This window comes from Marinomonas sp. CT5 (genome assembly GCF_018336975.1).
GTDB lineage: Bacteria > Pseudomonadota > Gammaproteobacteria > Pseudomonadales > Marinomonadaceae > Marinomonas.
Genome location: NZ_CP025572.1, coordinates 210,895 through 230,247 on the forward strand (window position 1 = coordinate 210,895; position 19,353 = coordinate 230,247).

The following is a 19,353-nucleotide window of genomic DNA, read 5'->3' on the forward strand; positions in this document are numbered from 1 at the left end:
CAGGACTCACGTCACGATGTTGATGCGGCTTTTTGATATGCCTAAGACCTATGGATATTAACGACTATTTGCCAAATGGCCCTTGTAGACCATTCTGAGCAAGTAACGTACCGTAGATATTTGAATTCAACACCATCATTTCAGTATATTCGGCCACCAAAGCACTGCGTTTATCTGCGTCTTCGGTTGCGTTGATTGCGCCCCAGTAAGCCGCTATTTGTGTCGCACTTTCTGCTAGCTGTTTGATTTGCTTTGCAGAGAGATTGGCCACCGAGCTAGAGCTCACTTTGCCCACACCGTTTACCGTTTTTGCTCCGCCGTCAGTGTAACCTGCAGGAAGATCGCCTTTTAGATTAACGACTTTTCGGAACTGAATCACGTTGAAAATTTGATCAACGGCCTGTTTTGCACCTTCTACGCGAGAAACGTGCTCGGTGTCTGCCGCTGCGTGCGGAAGAAGTTCCATTTTGCCAACGTGTTTTTCATAGATATTACGATATGGAACCATAGGACCCGATAATTCGCCAGTATTTGGGTCTTTGAATAGATCGGCATCAATAGCGGCATAGCTAATTTGACCGCTGGTAAGTGCCGTATCAAGCGCTTCAATATCAACCACTTCGCCACGATCGTAATTAACCAGCACGGCGCCTTTTTTCATCGCAGAAAAAACCTCTGCATTGATGATGTCGGAGTTGCTGAATTTACCTATGTCTGCATTGAAAGCGCCTAGGCCAGTATGTGGACTGAGTACGTCTGCATCATGCGCTGCTGCAACGATACTAGCTGCATAAGTGAAGCCTTCGGACTCAATCCATTGCTGGTGGGCTGGGCGAGCATAGACAGACACTTTCATACCAAATGCGGCACCAAGCTTTGCTACTTCACGACCGATATTACCGTAACCAATTACGGCCAGTTTTTTGCCTTCTAGTTTAGTGGTCGGAAATTCTGCAAGATTTTTACCGGTATCGAAATCGCCAGCCACAACGCGATTATGCATGTTGGATACTTGAAGGTCTGGAAGCACTTTTAACAAGGCTTTCATTGCCGCTTGTGCTGTTGCACGTGAATTAAAGCTTGGTGTGTTCATCAAGGGGGCAACACCACCGTCGCCGTTACCACCACCCCAACTTGCAGAACCCATGTTGCCTGTACCGGCGCCAATACGAACGCCACCAAGCTCGAATTTTGATTCAGCCGGGAAAAAGGTCGCCGCGGCAATCACGGCATCGTATTGGCCTTCACTGGTTTCTGCTAAAAGCTCATCTTCACGGCTAAGGCTTGGTTGATAGAAGAAATGCACTTTGCCTTTCGCCAGCTCAGCTGCATCAGAAAGAGAGCCGACGTGGAATTCGCCGCCTTTAGATTGCACGTAAGTAGCGACTTCGCTGTAGTCTGCATGACCATCGGCATCAAATACCATACCGACAAGATCGGCGATCAAGACTTTGTAAGCGCGATCGGTATCGTCTACACGAATATCGCCTTCGGTTGTAGCCGATATGGCGCTTTCGAATGATTCACCTTGTGCCGCTAGCATGTCCTCTAGGACCGCATTTTTTGCACGTAAATAGCAGTACTGAATATTTTCTAGTAGTGCTGTGATGTCTTGTGTAGGGCGAATACCACCGATCCATGCACGATAATCACCAGGCGTGCCCGGGAAGGCATTAACGTATCGAGCCACATCAAGACCTTTTTCATGCATGCCATCGCTGTGTGTAATTCCTTCGTACCCCAGAATTTGTTTAGATTTGGCGATGATTTTAGCGTGTACATCAGGGTCTGTAATGTCGCTGTCTGTGACTTTTAATAGCGTGACCGCTGCTCCCCGAGAGTCTGCGTTGGCAACGCCTAATTCAAATAAATCGTTGTTGTCGATCCATTGGTTTACTTTCTCACGGTTTGCTGTTGAGCGGGCGTTCAGGGCGTAAACGTCACCAATCATTTTTTCGTTTCGTAGAATCGCAAACGTGGTTTCAGCAAATGCTAAGGTACTAAATGTATTGATAATACCGCCAAGCATTTGGTCCTTTTCGGCGTCATAAATGGGGCCAAGGTCAGTGGTTTTTTCACTGGTTAGCGGTGCTTTTGCATCTCGTGGTACGGCAATTTTAAGCTGGCGAGGAATGGCCCAGGAAGGATCTTTTTGGTTCGTATTGATACGAGCAAGTGCCGGCTTTGTCAGAGACACGACAAAGTAACCAGAGATGCCGCCGATGGCTTTTTGGAATGGCATGAATAGATTACATTTGCTTAGAACGCCATCAACTAGATGCTGTGCCCAAGGCATGGCACCAAGTAAAGAGGTCGCATCAATAACGGCATGATGTTCTTCAGGATTGGCATCAACCCATTCTAAAAGGTTCGTAATTTCTTGTTCGGTATAGGTGGTCGCGCCAGTTGTTTCATGACCAACACCGAAAAAGAGTTTCACACCTTTTTTTAACAGGGCGTCGGCGCTTGGAATGGCACCTTCACCTTCTGCGAATAAAATACGGCCTTCATCGCCATTGCTTGCGTAACGCTGCAATTCCGTGAGTTGCGTACCCCAAGATTGACGGAAGAATCCGCCCGCCTTGCCTTCTGCCGACTCAGGTTTAGGTGTATCGACATAGACGATTTGTGAAGCATCGTTTGCTGTCATTAGGTGCAATGCGGCGGCCGTAAAACCACTGTGGCCGCCACCAAGACCTACCGCCATACGATTGGATTTTGGGAAACCAAAGTAGCGATGGATTTCACGCATCATATCGTTTAGGACTTTGTCCGCAGGGTAACCACGGTGCATACCGCGACCGATTTCAGCCGTGGTAAAACTACCGATACGATTGCCTTTATCGTCTAATTTTGGGTAGTTTTCTTCTATCCAAGCGTCGAACTCAAAGCGTAGTTGACGTGCATCGACTTCATTTTGAGTCATATCCGTAATGGGACCCACACCAAAGAACTGGTTACTGGTTGCTTGTGGGGCTCCGTTTTTAGTTAGAGAAAGCGCACTGGCGCGAGCGGATTTGAGTTGCTCAATAGAAGTCATCTTTTTCATTACCTGCAAGATAGTTAAATACGTATGCTCTGGCGTTATGGCTATTCTAAAAACCAGGCAGAGGAGTCTCTGTCTTATCCCCACAGATAATGCTTCATCTATGCAGGCACCCTAACAGAGCATTGCTTCTTTTTCATAAGCACAAAGGAGCATAAGAAAAAATCTGTATAACATTTGTGCTAGTGCAGGAGTGTAATCTTGTTCAAACATGCAAAAGTGTTCTGAAAACGCCAAAATTATGCGTTTTACCTACAAGCTGATAAAGAGTGATGTATTTTAAAATAGGCTTTATAGTGTACAAAAACCAATGATGGTGGGCTTTGGTTGGCGATTTAGTTTGGTCGTAGCGTGATTTTCTACTTGCCATGTTAATGGGATGAATGTGACGAATAGTGCCAACTGGCGGGATAAGTGCTATTCCATTAATTTATCTTTAAAAGTGTCACTTAAACCTCCAGCATCGGTGTCAGATACCCCGATCCAAGCTGCTGCATTTGTTGTTCAACCCAATGTACTCGTTGACGAAGATAAGTCGTTAAATGGTTGGGATCACGTTTGCGTGGGTTGGGTAATAACACAGCCAGTCGTGCTGCTTGGTTCATGGTGAGCTGGCTGGCGGAACGACCAAAGTAATATTGGCTGGCGGCTTCAACACCATAGATACCTTTGCCAAATTCCGCGATGTTTAAATACACTTCAAGAATACGTTTTTTACCCCAAAGGGTTTCTAGGCCTATGGCTAAGCCAGCTTCTAGACCTTTGCGGATAAAGCTGCGCCCTGGCCAGAGAAAAAGATTCTTTGCAGTTTGTTGGGTGATGGTGCTGGCACCACGCAGTCCGTCGCCATCGTCGTATTGGTCGAGTGCTTTACTGATCGCTGTAAAATCGATACCAAAGTGCTGAGGGAACCGCTGATCTTCAGAGGCTACAACCGCCAGAGGCACATAAGGTGGCAACTTATCAATGCTGATCCAAGTCTGTTTGACCGGGTATTGGCTTTGCAGCATAAAAGCCGAGGTGGGGGGAGGTACAAACCGAAACAGTAATAAAACAATCACGAACAACAGCAAGAAACGCCATACAACAAACCAAATCCTATCGAATATACCTTGTTTACGTTTTGCCATTTATTGTCTCTTGATAAGTTGAGCGGGGTTTTTAACCCAGATTGCGCATAAGTATAAACAAAAAATGATGCGGCCTCCTGTTATTCTCATTCGAGTTACCAGAATAAAAATCTACGCGGCAAATAAGAGCATTTAAACGTTTATGATTTTTTTACAAATGAATGTCTTTCATTCTGTGATTTATTTCCTGTAGTATGCGCCCACTAACCTTTAACCCTATGTAAAAATTGATCATATACAAGATTTTAGAAATAAGGCAAATATATTAATGGCTGATTTTAAAACCCATGTGACTGTGGCGGCCGCACTGAGTGCGCCTTTGGCGGCTACCAGCTTTATTATGGGCTTCGCCAACATGAACGAGGCGATTTTTTACGCCTTGGCCGGCACGCTTGGTGGCTTGTTACCAGATATAGACGCCGATNACTCGGCGGCTATTCGATTAATATTTCGGCTGTTTGGTGCTTTGGCTGGTGGCTTAGCGATTGCCTTTGGCATGGATAAGTTATTGCCTTGGCAAATTCTCGCGCTAGCGATTGTCAGCTATCTGCTGGTGCGGTTTCCGGTTCGCTGGGCGTTTGAGCAATTCACCATACACAGAGGCACATTGCATAGTGTATTGGCGAATACGATGTTTGCCATTCTTGCTGTGCCAGCGGCGTATCATTTGTTCGCCTTGCCAGAGAAAACCGCGTGGGGTATTGGTGCCTTTGTGTTTCTTGGTGCGACCATTCACCTGGCTCTTGATGAGTTATATAGCATCGAGCTTTCTGGAATGCGCATTAAACGTTCATTTGGTTCGGCAATGAAGCTCACCGACTGGGGGGAGCCGCTGGCTTCGGTCGTGTTAGTTGTTGGCTGTGTTGTCGGTTACTGGCTTAGCCCAGCTGCGGATGCTTGGCTGGATGCCTTTGCTTGGTGGCCCGAGCACGAAACGTTAGCCACATGGTTGGTGCAAGAGCTAAAGGCACTCCCTTCGCTTTGGAGCTAGAAAATACCATCATAAGACAAAGACTGGCTTATGAAGACATAACCCAGTCTGTGGCGTCTTTCTTACGTTTGAATACCTTGATGTCTGCCGAGATAAACCAGCTGATCACACGGATAAGTAGGTTTTGCCAAGGGCTTTTGCCATAAATAGCAATGCGATCAAATTCACTACCGAGTTTTTGGCTTAATAAAAATTCGGACCACGCACTTTTTATACTCCAACCTTTGAATTCACTGATGTCGACCAGTAAGGCTGCATAGGGTGAATGAATCGAATAAATCGCCGCTTCTAACTGAGGCGTGATGCTTTCAAAATCCCTGTCACTTGGGTGGCCTGATGTCTTCATGCTGAGTAACAGCTTGTCGTTATAACGCTTTGCATTCAGTGTCACACCGTTTTGATAGACAGACATAATCCGCTCCTAAGTAGCTTGAATAGATAGGTTCACTGTAAAGCAAAGTAGTCGATGTGAAAGTTGATTAACTCAGCATAGATAGTCAGTAAAGGCGGTGAAATTTGCGTTTTTGGTCGCGAGTGTCAACAAATCGACCAGAAAAAGAGAGTATCGTTTAAAGCGAATGACGAGCGTGGGAATGCTTGTGCTGTTAAGCCGAGCCCTAGTGTTTTATAGGTTTTCTATTTGATCAAATTGGATAGGCCTATCTCAAAATTGAAACTGGTTACTGAATAAACAATTATAAAAGAAATCAGTTTTGTGTTCCTATCAAATCCCTTTGAAGCATTGTTCACAAAAATAAAAATAGGAACAGATTATGGGTGATAGACAGAAAGTGCAATTTATTGGGTTGCTGATTGCGGAAACACTGATTGCCACCGCTTTTACGGTACAGCTCACTCTGATAGATTTTATGACAAGAGGTATGAGTTTAATTCTGATCTGGTTACTCGCAGCATTCGCCATGTTTTCTGCTTTTTGGTATCTAAAGATGTACCGCTATCAACACCAGATGCATCAGTCTATTGTCGATGGGGTGGCTAAGTACGCAACCAATCATACATCCTTGGCTATGCCAACGAAGGCGGATGATTTAGCGCTTTGGATCGATAATGCTCTGCAACAATTAACACTTCCTAATCATGAAAACCTACCAGTAACTGAGCCGCTGGCAGCAGCATCATTGCAGAGTAAAATTGATGTACTGAGTCAGATTGCGAATAAACAGGAACAAGATCTAGCGGAGATTCTAGAACATCGCCAACATAGTGCTCCGCTCATTCAAGGCGTTGCGGCCAATACCAACATCATTACGCAAAAAGTGGGAACTCTAGTGGACGATGCTAATCAAGGTCGCACAAACCTACAGCTGGCCGAAGGTGTTCTTCAGGAGCTCACTCATCAAGTCTCCTCAACCTCAGATGTGATTAATCTGCTCTCTAACAACTCAGCGCAAATTTCGTCTGTTTTGGATGTGATTCGTAGCATTGCTGATCAAACAAACCTGTTGGCGCTTAATGCGGCCATTGAAGCGGCTCGTGCTGGCGAACAAGGCCGAGGGTTTGCCGTTGTCGCCGATGAGGTTCGCAATCTTGCTAGCAAAACTCAGCAATCCACCCAAGACATTCAAGCCATGATTGAAAGCCTTCAAAAAGGCGTCTCAGAAGCGGTGAAAAATATCGATGGCAGTGTTCAGTCGGTACATAACACCGTCGAGCTGTCTAATAAAGCGGGTGAGTCTTTGGCAGACATCTGTAATGAGGTGACTGAAATTAACCAACTCGTTAACGAAAACTCCGTCAAACAAGTCAATATCGGTAAATTGGCAGTGGAAGTAAATGAGCGATTACAGCGCCTTAATGAACGAACACTGGAAGCTAAAGCACTTTCAATACAGCTTCAGGAAACCATCTCTTAGAAAGTTATCTCTTTAAGTGAATTCGGCAAATTTAGTACAGAAAGAGGTGATTATACCGCCTCTTTTTTGGCTTGGCGTTTACAGCGTTCAGAGCAGTATTTCACCTGCAGCCAATCTCGCTGTCATTTCTTACGCCATGCGAAGGGACGCTGACAGGTGGGGCAAATTTTTTCGGGTAAATGGGGCTTTTTATGCGTCATAGCTGCTTATACGTAAACAGCCATGGCTTAGGTTCAGTGCATTTTTACAACTTAAATTACGCTGCTTGATGCGACAACACTCCGCGACGAAATTGCAGAATAATCAGCAAGATCAAGAATCCCACCGCCAAGCAGAATGGAAATAATACCGTGGTAACAGAATAGGCTTCTAACGCCACCACAGAACAGACATTACGTAAAATCATAATGATGAAGAAGACACGACTGTCTTCAAAAGGTCGATGGTAGGCTTTTCGGAAGGTCGGCCCAAATCCTATCATATCGATCGTGGTTAGAATCAACACTGCCCACAAGGGATCATTGGTAACGTACCAAAGTGGCAAAGACGCCAAAGCCAGTGCGAGAAAGACCCAATCCAATTTAGTGATGGTGGCATCACCGCGTTTGAGATAGGCCAGTATGGCTATCAAAATGGTGACAAAGCCAGATAGTCCAATGGGCCATGCGCCCACGCCGCCTTCGGCTTCGAGCTGAGCAAAGAATACGATGGTGGTGGTAATGCCCCAAATCACCCACGAAAATACATGCGGCTTCACTTTGCCACGCAGGATCAGCACAATGTAAGGCACAAAGCCAATCATCGCCAACGCAATGGCGATGCCACTAAAGATAAGCTTGATATTGAAATCCATCTGCCGCCTTGCTCCATTTGATAGCGTAAAACTCGATTCTACCGACTTTGCAACGAAATAGACGCACAAAACACGTCAAATTTGCACCAAAATAGGTCGTTTAAAGTGGATTATGGATTGTCTATTCAGCGATAGTCAAAAAGGTTTTCAGCGCCTAATTTTAAATTGCCCAATTGTTCTTTGAGATGCTTTACAATCCTGAAATCATCAACACACCATAGAAGGGCAAAAGCCAAATGAATCCATCGAACACGGAAGAGGGCTCCCGCTTAGTAGGAAAAGGCGTGTTGTTGTGCCTAGCTGCTATGTTGGTATTTGCCTCGCAAGATGCCGTGACGAAAATTCTTGTGCAGGACATGTCGGTGGCACAAGTTGTCTTAGTGCGTTATTGGGTATTTGCTGTGTTTGCGATCGTGTGGGTGATGCGCAAGAGTACGATTCGTCATGCGCTACGATCAGTTCGTCCTAAGTTACAAATATTACGTTCCTTATTATCCATTGCTGAAATTGCGATTTTTAACTTGGCGTTACGTCATCTTGGTTTGGCTGAATCCCATTCCTTAATGGCGGTGTTTCCATTGCTGGCTATTGCCTTGGCGGCGCCCATTTTAGGAGAGCGAGTAAGTCTGAAATCTTGGCTGGCCGTGTGTGCTGGTTTTATCGGAACATTGATTATCCTTCGACCTGGTTTGGACGTTTTTAAACCTGAGTCTCTGATACCGCTCAGTGCCGCCTTATGTTTTGCTGGTTATCATGTGGTCACTCGTCAAGTAAGTTCGGCGGGCGATGGTTTTAATACCAACATACTCTATATGGCCTTGGTCGGGTGTGTGTGTGCAACCGTTTTTGGCGTCACCGTATGGCGTGAGCCGAGTATGCAGGAATGGATTCTATTGGCCGTGATTTCGGTGTTGAGTGTGGCCGCTCAGCTATTGTTAGTGAAAGCCCTAGAGTACGCGCCAGCCTCCGTGTTACAGCCGTTCAATTACAGCCTATTGGTGTTTGCCACTGTTATTGGCTTTTTAGTATTCAGAGAGCTACCAGACAGATGGACCATTATTGGGGCGGGGATTGTCATTGCCAGTGGTTTGTATGTGATTTACTTGCAACGCCGCCACGATTAATGATCAGCTAAATGTATCAAGTCATACTATGTTAGCTGGTAAGTGACATTTTCCTGTGACTGTAATAACGATAAAAACGAAGGAAGTAATTGATGGGATCTGATTATAGCCATTACATGCGTCGATTATTGGCGACCATAGGCATCATTGCCATCGCGCTGAGTATTTTTTTATTGTTATGGCATTTGGCCTACGTGCTGGTAATACTGTTTGGTGGCGCGTTATTTGGCGTGTTTTTGGTCGGGCTGGCCAGTCCGCTACAAGTTGTTTTACCTCTGCCTCGTTGGAGCTTGGTAGTGCTGGTGGCAACCGTATTGGGTGGTTTGTTAACCTTCGCCTGTTATGTCGCAGGCCCTGCGATTGCCGATCAAATGGTGCAATTAAGCGAGCAGTTGAACGGTGGTTTAAACCAGTTACAAACTTACCTCAAGCAGCAAACTTGGGGAGAGCACTTGCTAAATTGGGCAAGAGAGCAATGGCAGCAAGCGCCGTTGTCTCCAGGAAAGTTAATGGGTCAAGTGACTGGCGCGTTTTCCTCCATCTTTGGGGCCTTTGCTGATCTCTTTGTGATGCTGTTTATTGGCTTTTATTTGGCACTTCATCCAAAGCCTTATATTCAAGGCTTTTTGTTCCTCTTTCCACGAGAAAAGCGCGACCGCCTCAACGAGGTTATGTCGGCTGTTTATCACGCACTAAAATGGTGGTTGATTGGACGAGCGACCTCCATGGCGGCGGTTGGTGTCTTAACGGCGGTTGGTCTTTGGGTACTGGATATGCCGCTGATCATGGCGCTTGCCGTGATGGCAGGTTTGCTATCGTTCGTGCCTTTCATCGGTCCCATAGCCGCTGCTATTCCGGCAATTTTGGTGGGGTTGATTGAAGGCCCAACCCAAGCGCTTTATGTGGTGATGGTGTACTTCATCGTACAGTTGTTGGAAAGTAATATCTTAACACCCTACGTGCAAAAAAAAGCCGTTTCACTCCCGCCTGCCGTCATGTTAAGCGGCCAAATGTTAATGGGCGCTGTCTTCGGTTTGCAGGGCTTGGCGCTCTCTACTCCCATGTTGGTATCCCTGATTGTTATCGTGCAAATGCTGTATGTGTGCGACGTATTGGGTGAAAAGATTCGTCCTTTGGGTCAATGATGCTTTATGCTCAATATTGAACGGTTTCAGTGAGCAACGGGAGTTTATTGATGAAATTTATCGAACCGCTGTATGAAAGAGCTCAGAGTATGTGGCTGGGCACAATAGAAGTACTGCCTTTATTGTTCATCGCGGTCGTGGTGTTGATTCTGACTTGGTTTTTGTCTGCGGTTTTAACCAAGCTGCTAAGACAATCGTTAAAAAGAGCCAATATACGACCTTCGTTGCGCGATCTATTCATTACCCTAAGCAAGGTAACGCTATGGACGATCGGCGTGCTGTTTGCAGTGACGATTATTTTCCCCAGCCTCACACCGGCTAAGTTATTAACCGTCTTGGGTTTAGGATCAGTGGCGGTCGGCTTGGCGTTTAAAGATATATTTGAAAACTTCTTTGCTGGTATCTTGATCATGCTGCGTAAACCTATGCGGATCAATGATTATGTGAAATGCGAAGGGGTCAGTGGTCGAGTTGAAAAGATCACCGTACGAGAAACCTACCTGCGAAAAATCGACGATCAACTCATCGTCGTGCCGAATAGTTTTCTGTTTAAAAATCCTGTCTACATATTGACGGACCTAGGTAGTCGTCGCTTCGATCTGGTGGTTGGCGTGGCATATGGCGAAGATGTAGATAAAGCTCGTGAGGTCATTACCAAAGCATTAGAAAGTATTGAAGAGATAGACCAAAAACGCGGCGTCGAAGTGTATGCTCGTGAATTTAATTCTTCCTCTTTAGATTTTACTGTTCGCTGGTGGGCGCAATCTGATCCACTTAGCCTGCACGTTAGCCGAGACAAAGTGGTAACGGCCATTAAATACGCGCTAGACAACGCCGGTATCGAAATTCCTTTCCCATATCGTACGCTGACGTTTAAGGAGCCTCTAACGCTCAATAGCGGTAAAGAAGGGCCTGCGGCGCAGGAAAATGGGAAAAATAAGCCATAGTTACTTTTGTATTCGGCTCAACGGTCATCATGGCACTCAAATATTTTGGTTGCTTAGAGACACTCCGTATAAATGGTTAGATCCTGTGTCTCTTATTGATACGTACTGGGGCTCTGGGCCCCATTCTTGATGAAATAGAGCTTCAATTTGTTACTAGTGTACTTCAGCCCAAGCAAAGCCTTGTAAGTTTTTAAACTCAAAGGTGTCTGTTTGAATATTGGCCGTCACATTGAAGATACCCTCATATTTGTCTACATATGGTATAAATTGGTTATCGCAGTTTGCTTTGGCTTTTATCAGAGATTTTGAATTGCCGGATTCCAGTGTGATTTCGAATTCCACTGGAATCTTTGAGCCGTCTGGAGCAGTCCAGAATTTCGTTGGGGAAAAGACAATGGAATCCATTTGCCAGACAACTTCGGGTCGTATTGCACCATTTGTTGTAGTGTTGTTTTGATTATAATAAAAGCTTGCGGTATTTACATTTTCCCACTGGTTGGCTGGATTTGCTTGAACCATTGAAATCATGAGTGCTGCGGGGCCAGCTAATTGCTGGTTTAAAGATGCCGGGAACTGTATTGCAAAGAAACGCCAGCTGGCTTTACCCAGTTTTTTGAGTGAGTCGGTGGTAAACCCTTGTACTACATAATCTACCCATATATGACCAGAATCTCCGGCCATGTATGGCTGGTTGTTTTTCTTAATAGTGAAGTGCTCTACCTCAAGTAAGGGAAGAGAATAATAGTAAGAGCCTTGTCCCTGCATTGTGTCTTCAGTGTCTTCAAGGTAATTCTGAACACTGCCTTGGTATTCGTTCGAAATGGCTTCGCTCTGCTCCTTAGACAAGTATTGTGGAAGAAAAGATTGAGGCCCATAGCCAACTTGAATTGCGCCAAAGGCGTCATGCAGGATGATGTTATATTGCCATGTATCTAAGTGAAACGAGATATCAACCCCAGAGAGTTGATAGCGTGCTCCTGCCTCTCCCATTTTGCCTGAGATGAGTTGGATTGATAGAGTGTCGATTTTTTCAAATAGATCGATGTCGATTTTAAATGGTTTTTTGTATTTTACCTTAGAAGGGGAACTAAGCAGAAAAGGAATAACGACATATCCATTAGTATCTTGGTCGCACAATGACCATTCGGCAATGTAGGGCGGTTGTTTAGGAAAGTCTTGTTGCTGTTGAACAATGGTACTGATGCCTGCCATTTTGCTACTTTGTTTGTCTATCAGGCTTCCATAAAAGCACCACGACGACATACTGTATTCAGGGTGATTAATCGATAACCAATTTTGTAACCCCACCGGACTACTCCCTTGAGGTAAAACAGGTTGTTTATTGTAAGAGCAGAGTGTCGAGTTAGAAGGGGGGCTTTCCTGAGTGTCTTGAGTTTCTATGAGGGTGAGTAATCGCCTTAGTAACCGTATCATAAGCTCTCCTTGAGTCTCCTTGATTCAAACACAACCCCGATTCACTTCTTTAGCCTTATTGTGTTTGGTATTAAATTCATCTCTTGGGAAATGATGAACTCCCAAGACGAGTACCATTAATAACTCGATTTAGGTGATGAATTCAGAAAAGAATCTCTCGTCACCTTAGCGCTCTTTTAGTCAAAAAACCACTATTTAAGGGATTTGACCCTTTTAATTCGCACTAGACAACGCCTTCGCACTAGACAACGCCTTCGCACTAGACAACGCCGGTATCGAGATCCCTTTCCCGTATCGTACGCTGACGTTTAAAGAGTCTCTAACACTCAATAGGATCAGCCATCAGGCGCAGAGTGTAAATAAGAGATGGAGCCAGATGAATTAATTTTCATCTGGCTCCAATTGTTGTTAAAGAAGAGATTGAGAAGCTAATAGGTAGGCGAGTGATGCCCAGAAAGAGTGATTGGGCACCGAACCAGATGCATTAATTTTCACCTGACTCATTGTCATTTCGCTTAATCCAATCGAAAACTTGGTCAGCAACCTGATCTGAGTTCGAGTCCATCATTGGTACGTGAGAGTTACCCACTATTCCCAGCGCTGGAAGATCGATTACCTCTACGTTGCCGCCGAGATCCTGCAACTGAGCAACATAGGCATCCACCTGAGCTCTATATCCCTTCCATGTTTCAGAACCACCTATGTAATCGCCCCACACAAATAGATGCGGCACTTGTGCTGCATTTCCGATATCAGCAGGAGCAGAAGCTGGCTCAATTACGACCACACCACGAAATAGCTCAGGGTGCTTTGCAGCCGCTTCTAAGGCAAAGTTTCCTCCTTGGCTGTGTGCCACCAACCAAACGGGACCAATTTTTTCCACCGCAGCATAGTAGGCATCGAGTGTTATCGCGCCATGGTCAGTCCAGCGAGGGACGAATTGTGAGCAGAAGTAATCTAGCTGTTCAATCGGGAACTTCAGCTCTGGAAAACTAGCTGCTAGGCGATTTTCATCTTTGCAACTCGATGCTGGACCGAATCGAAACAAACTCCAAGCTTCGTTACGTGTGCGGAAAATCGGTGATGTATCGTAGATCTCTGGATAGGGTGACCAGCCAGCACGGCCACGCTCTACCGCGTCACAAACATAGGTATCGAAGCCTTTGCGTAAGAAGTACATTTGCCATCCGGGTCGCCCATCAGGGGTCGTTTCCCAAGTGACACCCGTCATGGCTCCACCGTGCCAAAACATTAATGGACTGTCGAATACTGGTTTGGCTTGACGTGTGAATTGTACGTAGGCCTGACCTGTGACGTAGTCGCCGTTAAGGTCTACGAATCGAGGCTTGGCATTACGAGCAACCTGAACTTCACGGGTCGGTTGTCCTTCCAAGGTAATTATGCGTCCACCTGAGAAAAAACTTCCGATCTCGGAGATACTTATCTGATTTTGCTTTTCTGAATACATTTTCATTCCCTCTAATCGACATCACGGGCGTAAAGAGTTGATTGGTCGATGGCGAACGCACGGATACGAATGCCGGTTGATAGAGCCTTACCTACTACATCGACTACTTTGTCCATCGCGGTTTCTATCACCGCTCCTTGTCGGTACTCGTTCGCTCTAAATTGCATATCTACGTATACGGGTAGCGGAGTCACAAATGTTGAGCATGAGAAAACGACTTGGCATTTTGCTGGATCGGCCCGCAGGACTTCTCGCATCATGTGCTCTAAACCCGCTTGGATTGTTTCATTCTGCTCCCGAACCGCAGCATCCAATGTCTCTGAGTAAAAAATTTTGATAACAGGCATTATTCGCTCCTACCCGTAAACTAATGTTGGCAACCAAAGCGACAAACTAGGTATATAAGTCACTGCGATTAGGAGAATAAGCAGAATTACCATGAATGGCAGTACGCCTTTTATGGTCTCTGCAACTGGCGTTTTGGTGATCGAACTGAGGACAAAAATATTTAGCCCGATTGGTGGTGTTAATAGCGCAAGTTCCATGTTGATAACCATCAGCACTGCAAAATGAATTGGGTCGATTCCCATCGGTGCCAAAAGTGGAAGCAGTATTGGTAAGGTGATCAACATGATCGCAAACACTTCTAGGAATGTGCCCAACACCAAAAATAGAATATTGATGACTATTAAGAACTGCCAGGTTGCTAAATTCAGGCTGATTACCCAGTCTGCTAGATTCTGAGGAGCACCTGATTTCGTTAACCAATGCCCAAAGGCTAGAGCTGTGATAATGATCATGACAATGGATATTGTGGATTTCATCGAATCCCCAATAATCGGAATGATGTCCTTCATTCCGCAGCCTTTGTAAACGAATACGCTTACAACGATAGAAACCAGCGCTGCAATGCCAGCAGATTCGGAAACGGTCACGATACCGCTGTAGATTCCCCCGAGTATGACGACAGGCACAGCAATAGCGGGAAGCGCTCGAATATTAACAGCGACAAATTCATCTTTCGGCAGTGGTGGTTGGCGAGGGTAATTGCGCCGCTTCGCAATCCATATCGAGTATGTAATAAACAAGGCTGCTTGAATCAAACCTGGAATGACACCGGCAAGGAATAGTCGTGGTACTGATTCCTCGGCAATAATCGCGAAGACTATAAAAGCTAAGCTTGGTGGAATCAGAATACCTAACGTACCGGATGCACCGACCAGTCCTACAGCAAAGGAGCGGTCGTACTTTTGATTCAGCATGGCCGGAACCATGATTAATCCCATCGCTACCGCTGTGGCGACGGATGACCCAGAGATTGCAGCAAAGATCGTTGTTGCCGTGACACAAACGATACCAAGGCCTCCGGTGAAGCGCCCAACCCAGGCATTTGCCCAGTCTACCAGTGCTTGTGCGATCCCTCCCCGCTGCATGAATGTAGCGGATATTATGAAAAACGGGATCGCTAGCAGTGTTATTGAATTGAGATGGTCCACATATATTTGGGCGAGAGCCATCAGAGGCGTGCCTTCTATGTAGAACATCACTGCGGCGAGTAGCCCCAAGACGATATAGATAGGGATACCTAGTGCGAGAGCCAATAGAAGGGCCACACCTACGTACAAAAATTCCATGATTAGTCTCCAAGCAGTTCGTCTGAATGGGAAGCCGATGGCAACTGATTCGAGTTGACAAGCTCACACCAGAGACGTGTGAGATAGGCGATGCACTGAAGCGCCATCCCGGTAGGAAGTGCCAAATAGTAGATCCATTTGGGGAGCCTCAGAGTGCTGTCTCCTTCCTCACCTAGCATGTGAGCAAATTCGACAACCGCGTATCCTTGGTAGAAAAACAGTACAGAAAAAGTCAAACCCATAAGCGTAGCAAGGATACCCAGTGTGCGTTGTTTTTTGGTTGATAATTGGGCAACGACAAAGTCGGCATTGACATGTCCCGCGTTCAACGCGAGTTCTCCGATTGATAAAAACAGAGCCCATACCGTTAAATAGATGATGACCTCAGTGCCCCAATCAGGGAATGCGTGGGGAAAAAAGTAGCGTGTAATGACCACCGCACATAGGAGCAACAAAGCACATGCCCCTACAGCACCTGCCAGCCATTTAGATGCACGAGTGAGCCAGGTAGCAAAAATTACCATATGGATAACCTCCAGCTTGAAAGGGGGAGAACTATTTTGTTCTCCCTATGCTGATCAGTTGAGCTTATCGAGCTCAGCCGAGACCATTGCAACGAAATCTTTTGAGATTCCGAGTTCTTCAACCACTTCAGGCTGGCCGAGGAGAAGGCGTTGGCGCATATTTTCTAGGCTTTCAGGGGTTGGATCGACAGTCTCTATGCCATTTCTTGCACCAATATGACGAGCTTCCAATTGGTGCTCGGTAGCGACATAGCGAACCTCGTCAATCATGTCGTTCCAAGTAAGAGTAATAAGGTTCTGAATTTCTGTCGGATATTTGTTCCAAGATCTTAGGCTAATCATTGGCACGTATTGCAGATAAGCCTGGCGGTCTTCGAATCCGTAGCGAATACCACTCTCCCAGAGCTTTGCAGAACGTACCGTTTCCTGTGTGGACCAGATGCCATCGACTGTTCCTCGTTGGAGAGCCTGAGGGAGATCAGAAAGCGGAATTGATACAGGATTAGCGCCGAACGTTTTATAGCGCTGAACGTTCGCTGCGCCGCCAGGAACACGTATTTTCATACCATCCATATCTTCTGGTTTCTCTAACCGCTTATTGGTTGTGAATACCGTTCCATATCCTAGGTCGAACCAGCGCCCAATTACTTTAACGCGAAGCTTTTTCTCGATAAGACGATTTAACTCATCACCAGCTGGACCGTCCCAAACGGCGTGAATTTTCTCTGGACTGGCGCCATAGAACATAGGTAACAGGACAGTACCGGCTTCAGGGATGATTTTAGAGAAGTGTTGATGCATGGGAGCACCCATATCGATAGCGCCTTGCGCAAGCGCTGTCGGCACGTTTGCACCTTTGTATTGAGCCGCTGCGTGGAATACACGCACTTCAAGCTGACCGTTGGAGCGCTTGCTTAACTCATTTGCAAATTTAACCATCGCTACATTTCGCACATGGGTAGGAGCGGTGTCCAACGAAATATCTAGTTGGTAGTCTGCAGCAAACACTAGGGGGGTGAACACGGCTAAAGTGCAGGTTGAGATTAGCCCAGTGAAAAAGCGTTTCATAGATATCTCCTGTTTTTAGAATTATTTGATCGAGAGGTTCAGTTTACTTCTTACACAGTATCAATAATAATTATGTTTTTAAGGGTTAGGTATTATATAAGGTAATAGTTTGTTGAGATCCAAGGATATCGCGTTACTAAATGATTTCGTAGTTCTCTGTGAAGTAGGCAACATGACTCGGGCTGCCAAAGAATTGAACACGACCCAATCAGCGGTGACTCAAAGAATGCAAAGACTTGAGTCCGCATTGAATACATCGTTGATGAAAAGGCATTCGAGAGGAATAGAACCCACAGAGCAGGGTAAGATACTGCTGAGTTATATTTCTCGGCTGAATCTACTAGTTGACGATGCAATAGCTGAAATTGCTGCTTGGGAAGGATCCCCTGTCGGAGCCGTTTCGATAGGTCTTCCTCCATCCGTGTCAGCAGTTCTTACGACGCCTCTAATATTTGCAGTGAAGAATTCTCTACCAGGCATAGAGCTGACGGTAGCCGAGGCATTTTCCGGTTACCTCGAGGGATGGTTAGAGACTGGCGAGATAGACTTTGCTTTTGTGTTTAATCGAACCTCTACTCCGCAAATTGAAGTCACTCACCTGCTTTGTGAAGAGCTTTATCTAATTTGCAACTCAGAGTTGAATAGCAAACTCCCTGACGAGTTGGAGGTCAAAGATCTAGAGCGTATTCCACTCATTGCTCCAAGTCGGCGGCATGGCCTTAGAACAGAAGTACAAAAGGAAGCAAACAAACAAGGAATCGATCTAAATATCGTGCTTGAGATCGATGCAGGGCACCAGTTGATAAGGCAAATTGAGTTAGGTTTAGGTGCCGCAATTTTGGCAAGGTCGTCCGTTATGCCTGAACTTACCACAGGAACCCTATTTAATAAGCGTATTGTGAAGCCTTCGTTTACACGTACGGTATCCTTGGCTGTTCGACGGCAAAAAGCGGAGTCTTATCTACTTAAGCGGGTTGAAGAGGTGCTTCTTAAAGTCGTTACGGAACTGATTCAGACGGATAAATGGCCGGCTGATATATATGATCAATCAACCAGATAAGAACATCATATTCCAAAAGAAGAGATTGGACGGATTCGATCCGCTACGCATTCAGAGATGGCACTGGGGAATGACAGATTCAAAGAAGAGATTGAGAAGTTAACAGGTAGGCGAGTGACGCCAAGAACGCGCGGTAGGAAACCGAGCCAGATGGATTAAATTTATCTGCCCCCAAGGCCCCATAAAATGGAGGGATTACCATTCCTGCTGGAGCAGTTGCGGCAGCGTTTTACGGCAAACACTCTCTTGCTGTAGCATTTTTTCTAAGGTATTTCTTGCATTATGTAATGCGGTTAACTTAAACGGGGGAATTTGGCTCGAAGGTGGAAGCTGAGTGCTCCAATAGAGATTAATAGCCGCAACTGTTTTTTGTTTAAAACGTATAGGCAAGGCAATGGCGGCTAAAGGAAAGGGTGGAGGAAATGGGTGCTCCCAGCTGCCGGGGATACGTTGATAGATACCGCAGGCTTTTTCAGCGGCTAACTGTTCAAAGTTAAGTCCACTGTAACCTTGCTGTGAGCGGTGGTAAATATTATTTTCGCTATAGAGTGCCCGTCCCGCAGCAGACAGTAATGGGCTAAACCTGATGTCCATTATTCTTTCAGCTGCAGACCTGATATTGCTATAGGAAAAGTTGCTTTCCAATATAACCGGTGCCCCCCTGTGAAGATAGACAATATCAGAGTACATGCTTGTTTCTTTATGGAGCTGAGTCAGGATAGGGGATAACTCTCTGGCCAGTAGGTATTTATCATTATCATCCTGGCCTCGGCTATACAAAACAACATACTGTTTATCCTTCAGCTTGCGGTAAACCACGCCCAGATCCTGCAGATCATCCAGCAACCTTTTTACAGTTGGCTTAGGTATCTGTGTCAAAATATGAATATTTTCCAAGCTAAGAGCTCCGCTTTCACTGGCATTTATGGTGTCCATAATCAGCTTTGATTTCTGCAGGGCTTTAGAGTGCATCTTGCTTTAGACCATTATGTTTAATTTTAGAAAAATTGATTAAATAAATATGGTCGATAGTTCATTCTGACGCAATAGCATTT

17 protein-coding genes and 1 pseudogene are annotated in these 19,353 nt (G+C 45.6%); 6 read left to right on the forward strand and 12 right to left on the reverse strand.

Annotation, left to right across the window (positions count from 1 at the left end; all coding sequences use genetic code 11):
• Positions 1-64: 64 nt before the first annotated feature.
• Both C0J08_RS00950 and mtgA read right to left on the reverse strand, forming a co-directional pair.
• On the reverse strand, positions 65-3,040 hold the full coding sequence (locus C0J08_RS00950; RefSeq protein ID WP_212654279.1) for an NAD(P)-dependent oxidoreductase: 2,976 nt from the start codon (positions 3,038-3,040) through the stop codon (positions 65-67).
• Between the two features lie 455 nt (positions 3,041-3,495).
• On the reverse strand, positions 3,496-4,176 hold the full coding sequence (gene mtgA, locus C0J08_RS00955; protein WP_212654280.1) for a monofunctional biosynthetic peptidoglycan transglycosylase: 681 nt from the start codon (positions 4,174-4,176) through the stop codon (positions 3,496-3,498).
• A gap of 268 nt (positions 4,177-4,444) precedes the next feature.
• On the opposite strand from mtgA, the gene C0J08_RS00960 reads away from it, so the two are divergent.
• Entirely contained in the window at positions 4,445-5,167 is a 723-nt protein-coding gene (locus C0J08_RS00960; RefSeq protein ID WP_212654281.1) for a metal-dependent hydrolase, read from the forward strand.
• A 28-nt stretch (positions 5,168-5,195) separates the two neighbouring features.
• On the opposite strand, the gene C0J08_RS00965 is transcribed toward C0J08_RS00960, so the two are convergent.
• Positions 5,196-5,579: a SpoIIAA family protein gene (locus tag C0J08_RS00965; RefSeq protein WP_212654282.1), complete on the reverse strand. Its 384-nt coding sequence runs from the start codon at positions 5,577-5,579 to the stop codon at positions 5,196-5,198.
• Positions 5,580-5,940: 361 nt separating this feature from the next.
• Between C0J08_RS00965 and C0J08_RS22705 the strand changes: the two genes are divergently transcribed.
• Positions 5,941-7,041 carry a methyl-accepting chemotaxis protein gene (locus tag C0J08_RS22705; protein WP_212654283.1) on the forward strand — a complete coding sequence of 367 codons (1,101 nt, stop codon included), beginning with the start codon at positions 5,941-5,943 and terminating at the stop codon, positions 7,039-7,041.
• 50 nt (positions 7,042-7,091) lie between these two features.
• Here the strand turns inward: C0J08_RS22705 and C0J08_RS22820 are convergent.
• Both C0J08_RS22820 and C0J08_RS00985 read right to left on the reverse strand, forming a co-directional pair.
• A pseudogene (locus C0J08_RS22820) lies at positions 7,092-7,241 on the reverse strand (DUF2256 domain-containing protein).
• A gap of 56 nt (positions 7,242-7,297) precedes the next feature.
• The gene (locus tag C0J08_RS00985) at positions 7,298-7,894 is read right to left on the reverse strand and encodes a hypothetical protein (RefSeq protein WP_212654284.1); all 597 of its coding nucleotides are present in this window, start codon (positions 7,892-7,894) and stop codon (positions 7,298-7,300) included.
• A gap of 236 nt (positions 7,895-8,130) precedes the next feature.
• Between C0J08_RS00985 and C0J08_RS00990 the strand changes: the two genes are divergently transcribed.
• The 3 genes from C0J08_RS00990 (at position 8,131) to C0J08_RS01000 (ending at position 11,110) form a co-directional block, all read left to right on the forward strand.
• Complete coding sequence (locus C0J08_RS00990) at positions 8,131-9,018, forward strand: DMT family transporter (protein ID WP_212654285.1); 888 nt, start codon at positions 8,131-8,133, stop codon at positions 9,016-9,018.
• 92 nt (positions 9,019-9,110) lie between these two features.
• The gene (locus C0J08_RS00995) at positions 9,111-10,163 is read left to right on the forward strand and encodes an AI-2E family transporter (RefSeq protein ID WP_212654286.1); all 1,053 of its coding nucleotides are present in this window, start codon (positions 9,111-9,113) and stop codon (positions 10,161-10,163) included.
• Between the two features lie 50 nt (positions 10,164-10,213).
• Entirely contained in the window at positions 10,214-11,110 is an 897-nt protein-coding gene (locus C0J08_RS01000) for a mechanosensitive ion channel family protein (protein ID WP_212654287.1), read from the forward strand.
• A 153-nt stretch (positions 11,111-11,263) separates the two neighbouring features.
• Here C0J08_RS01000 and C0J08_RS01005 read toward each other — a convergent pair whose 3' ends face one another.
• The 6 genes from C0J08_RS01005 to dctP all read right to left on the reverse strand — a co-directional run bounded on the left by C0J08_RS01005 (position 11,264) and on the right by dctP (position 17,238).
• The gene (locus C0J08_RS01005; protein WP_212654288.1) at positions 11,264-12,544 is read right to left on the reverse strand and encodes a hypothetical protein; all 1,281 of its coding nucleotides are present in this window, start codon (positions 12,542-12,544) and stop codon (positions 11,264-11,266) included.
• A gap of 484 nt (positions 12,545-13,028) precedes the next feature.
• Positions 13,029-14,012 (reverse strand): alpha/beta hydrolase, encoded by a 984-nt coding sequence (locus C0J08_RS01010; RefSeq protein WP_212654289.1) that lies wholly within the window; start codon positions 14,010-14,012, stop codon positions 13,029-13,031.
• A gap of 11 nt (positions 14,013-14,023) precedes the next feature.
• Entirely contained in the window at positions 14,024-14,359 is a 336-nt protein-coding gene (locus C0J08_RS01015) for a hypothetical protein (RefSeq protein ID WP_212654290.1), read from the reverse strand.
• Between the two features lie 9 nt (positions 14,360-14,368).
• Entirely contained in the window at positions 14,369-15,646 is a 1,278-nt protein-coding gene (locus C0J08_RS01020) for a TRAP transporter large permease (RefSeq protein WP_212654291.1), read from the reverse strand.
• 2 nt (positions 15,647-15,648) lie between these two features.
• Positions 15,649-16,098, reverse strand: coding sequence for a TRAP transporter small permease (locus C0J08_RS01025; protein WP_212654292.1), 450 nt, complete (start codon positions 16,096-16,098; stop codon positions 15,649-15,651).
• A gap of 126 nt (positions 16,099-16,224) precedes the next feature.
• Positions 16,225-17,238 carry a TRAP transporter substrate-binding protein DctP gene (gene dctP / locus C0J08_RS01030; RefSeq protein WP_212654293.1) on the reverse strand — a complete coding sequence of 338 codons (1,014 nt, stop codon included), beginning with the start codon at positions 17,236-17,238 and terminating at the stop codon, positions 16,225-16,227.
• A 109-nt stretch (positions 17,239-17,347) separates the two neighbouring features.
• On the opposite strand from dctP, the gene C0J08_RS01035 reads away from it, so the two are divergent.
• Entirely contained in the window at positions 17,348-18,298 is a 951-nt protein-coding gene (locus C0J08_RS01035; protein ID WP_212654294.1) for a LysR family transcriptional regulator, read from the forward strand.
• A gap of 195 nt (positions 18,299-18,493) precedes the next feature.
• Here C0J08_RS01035 and C0J08_RS01040 read toward each other — a convergent pair whose 3' ends face one another.
• Complete coding sequence (locus C0J08_RS01040) at positions 18,494-19,270, reverse strand: helix-turn-helix domain-containing protein (RefSeq protein WP_212654295.1); 777 nt, start codon at positions 19,268-19,270, stop codon at positions 18,494-18,496.
• Positions 19,271-19,353: the final 83 nt, after the last annotated feature.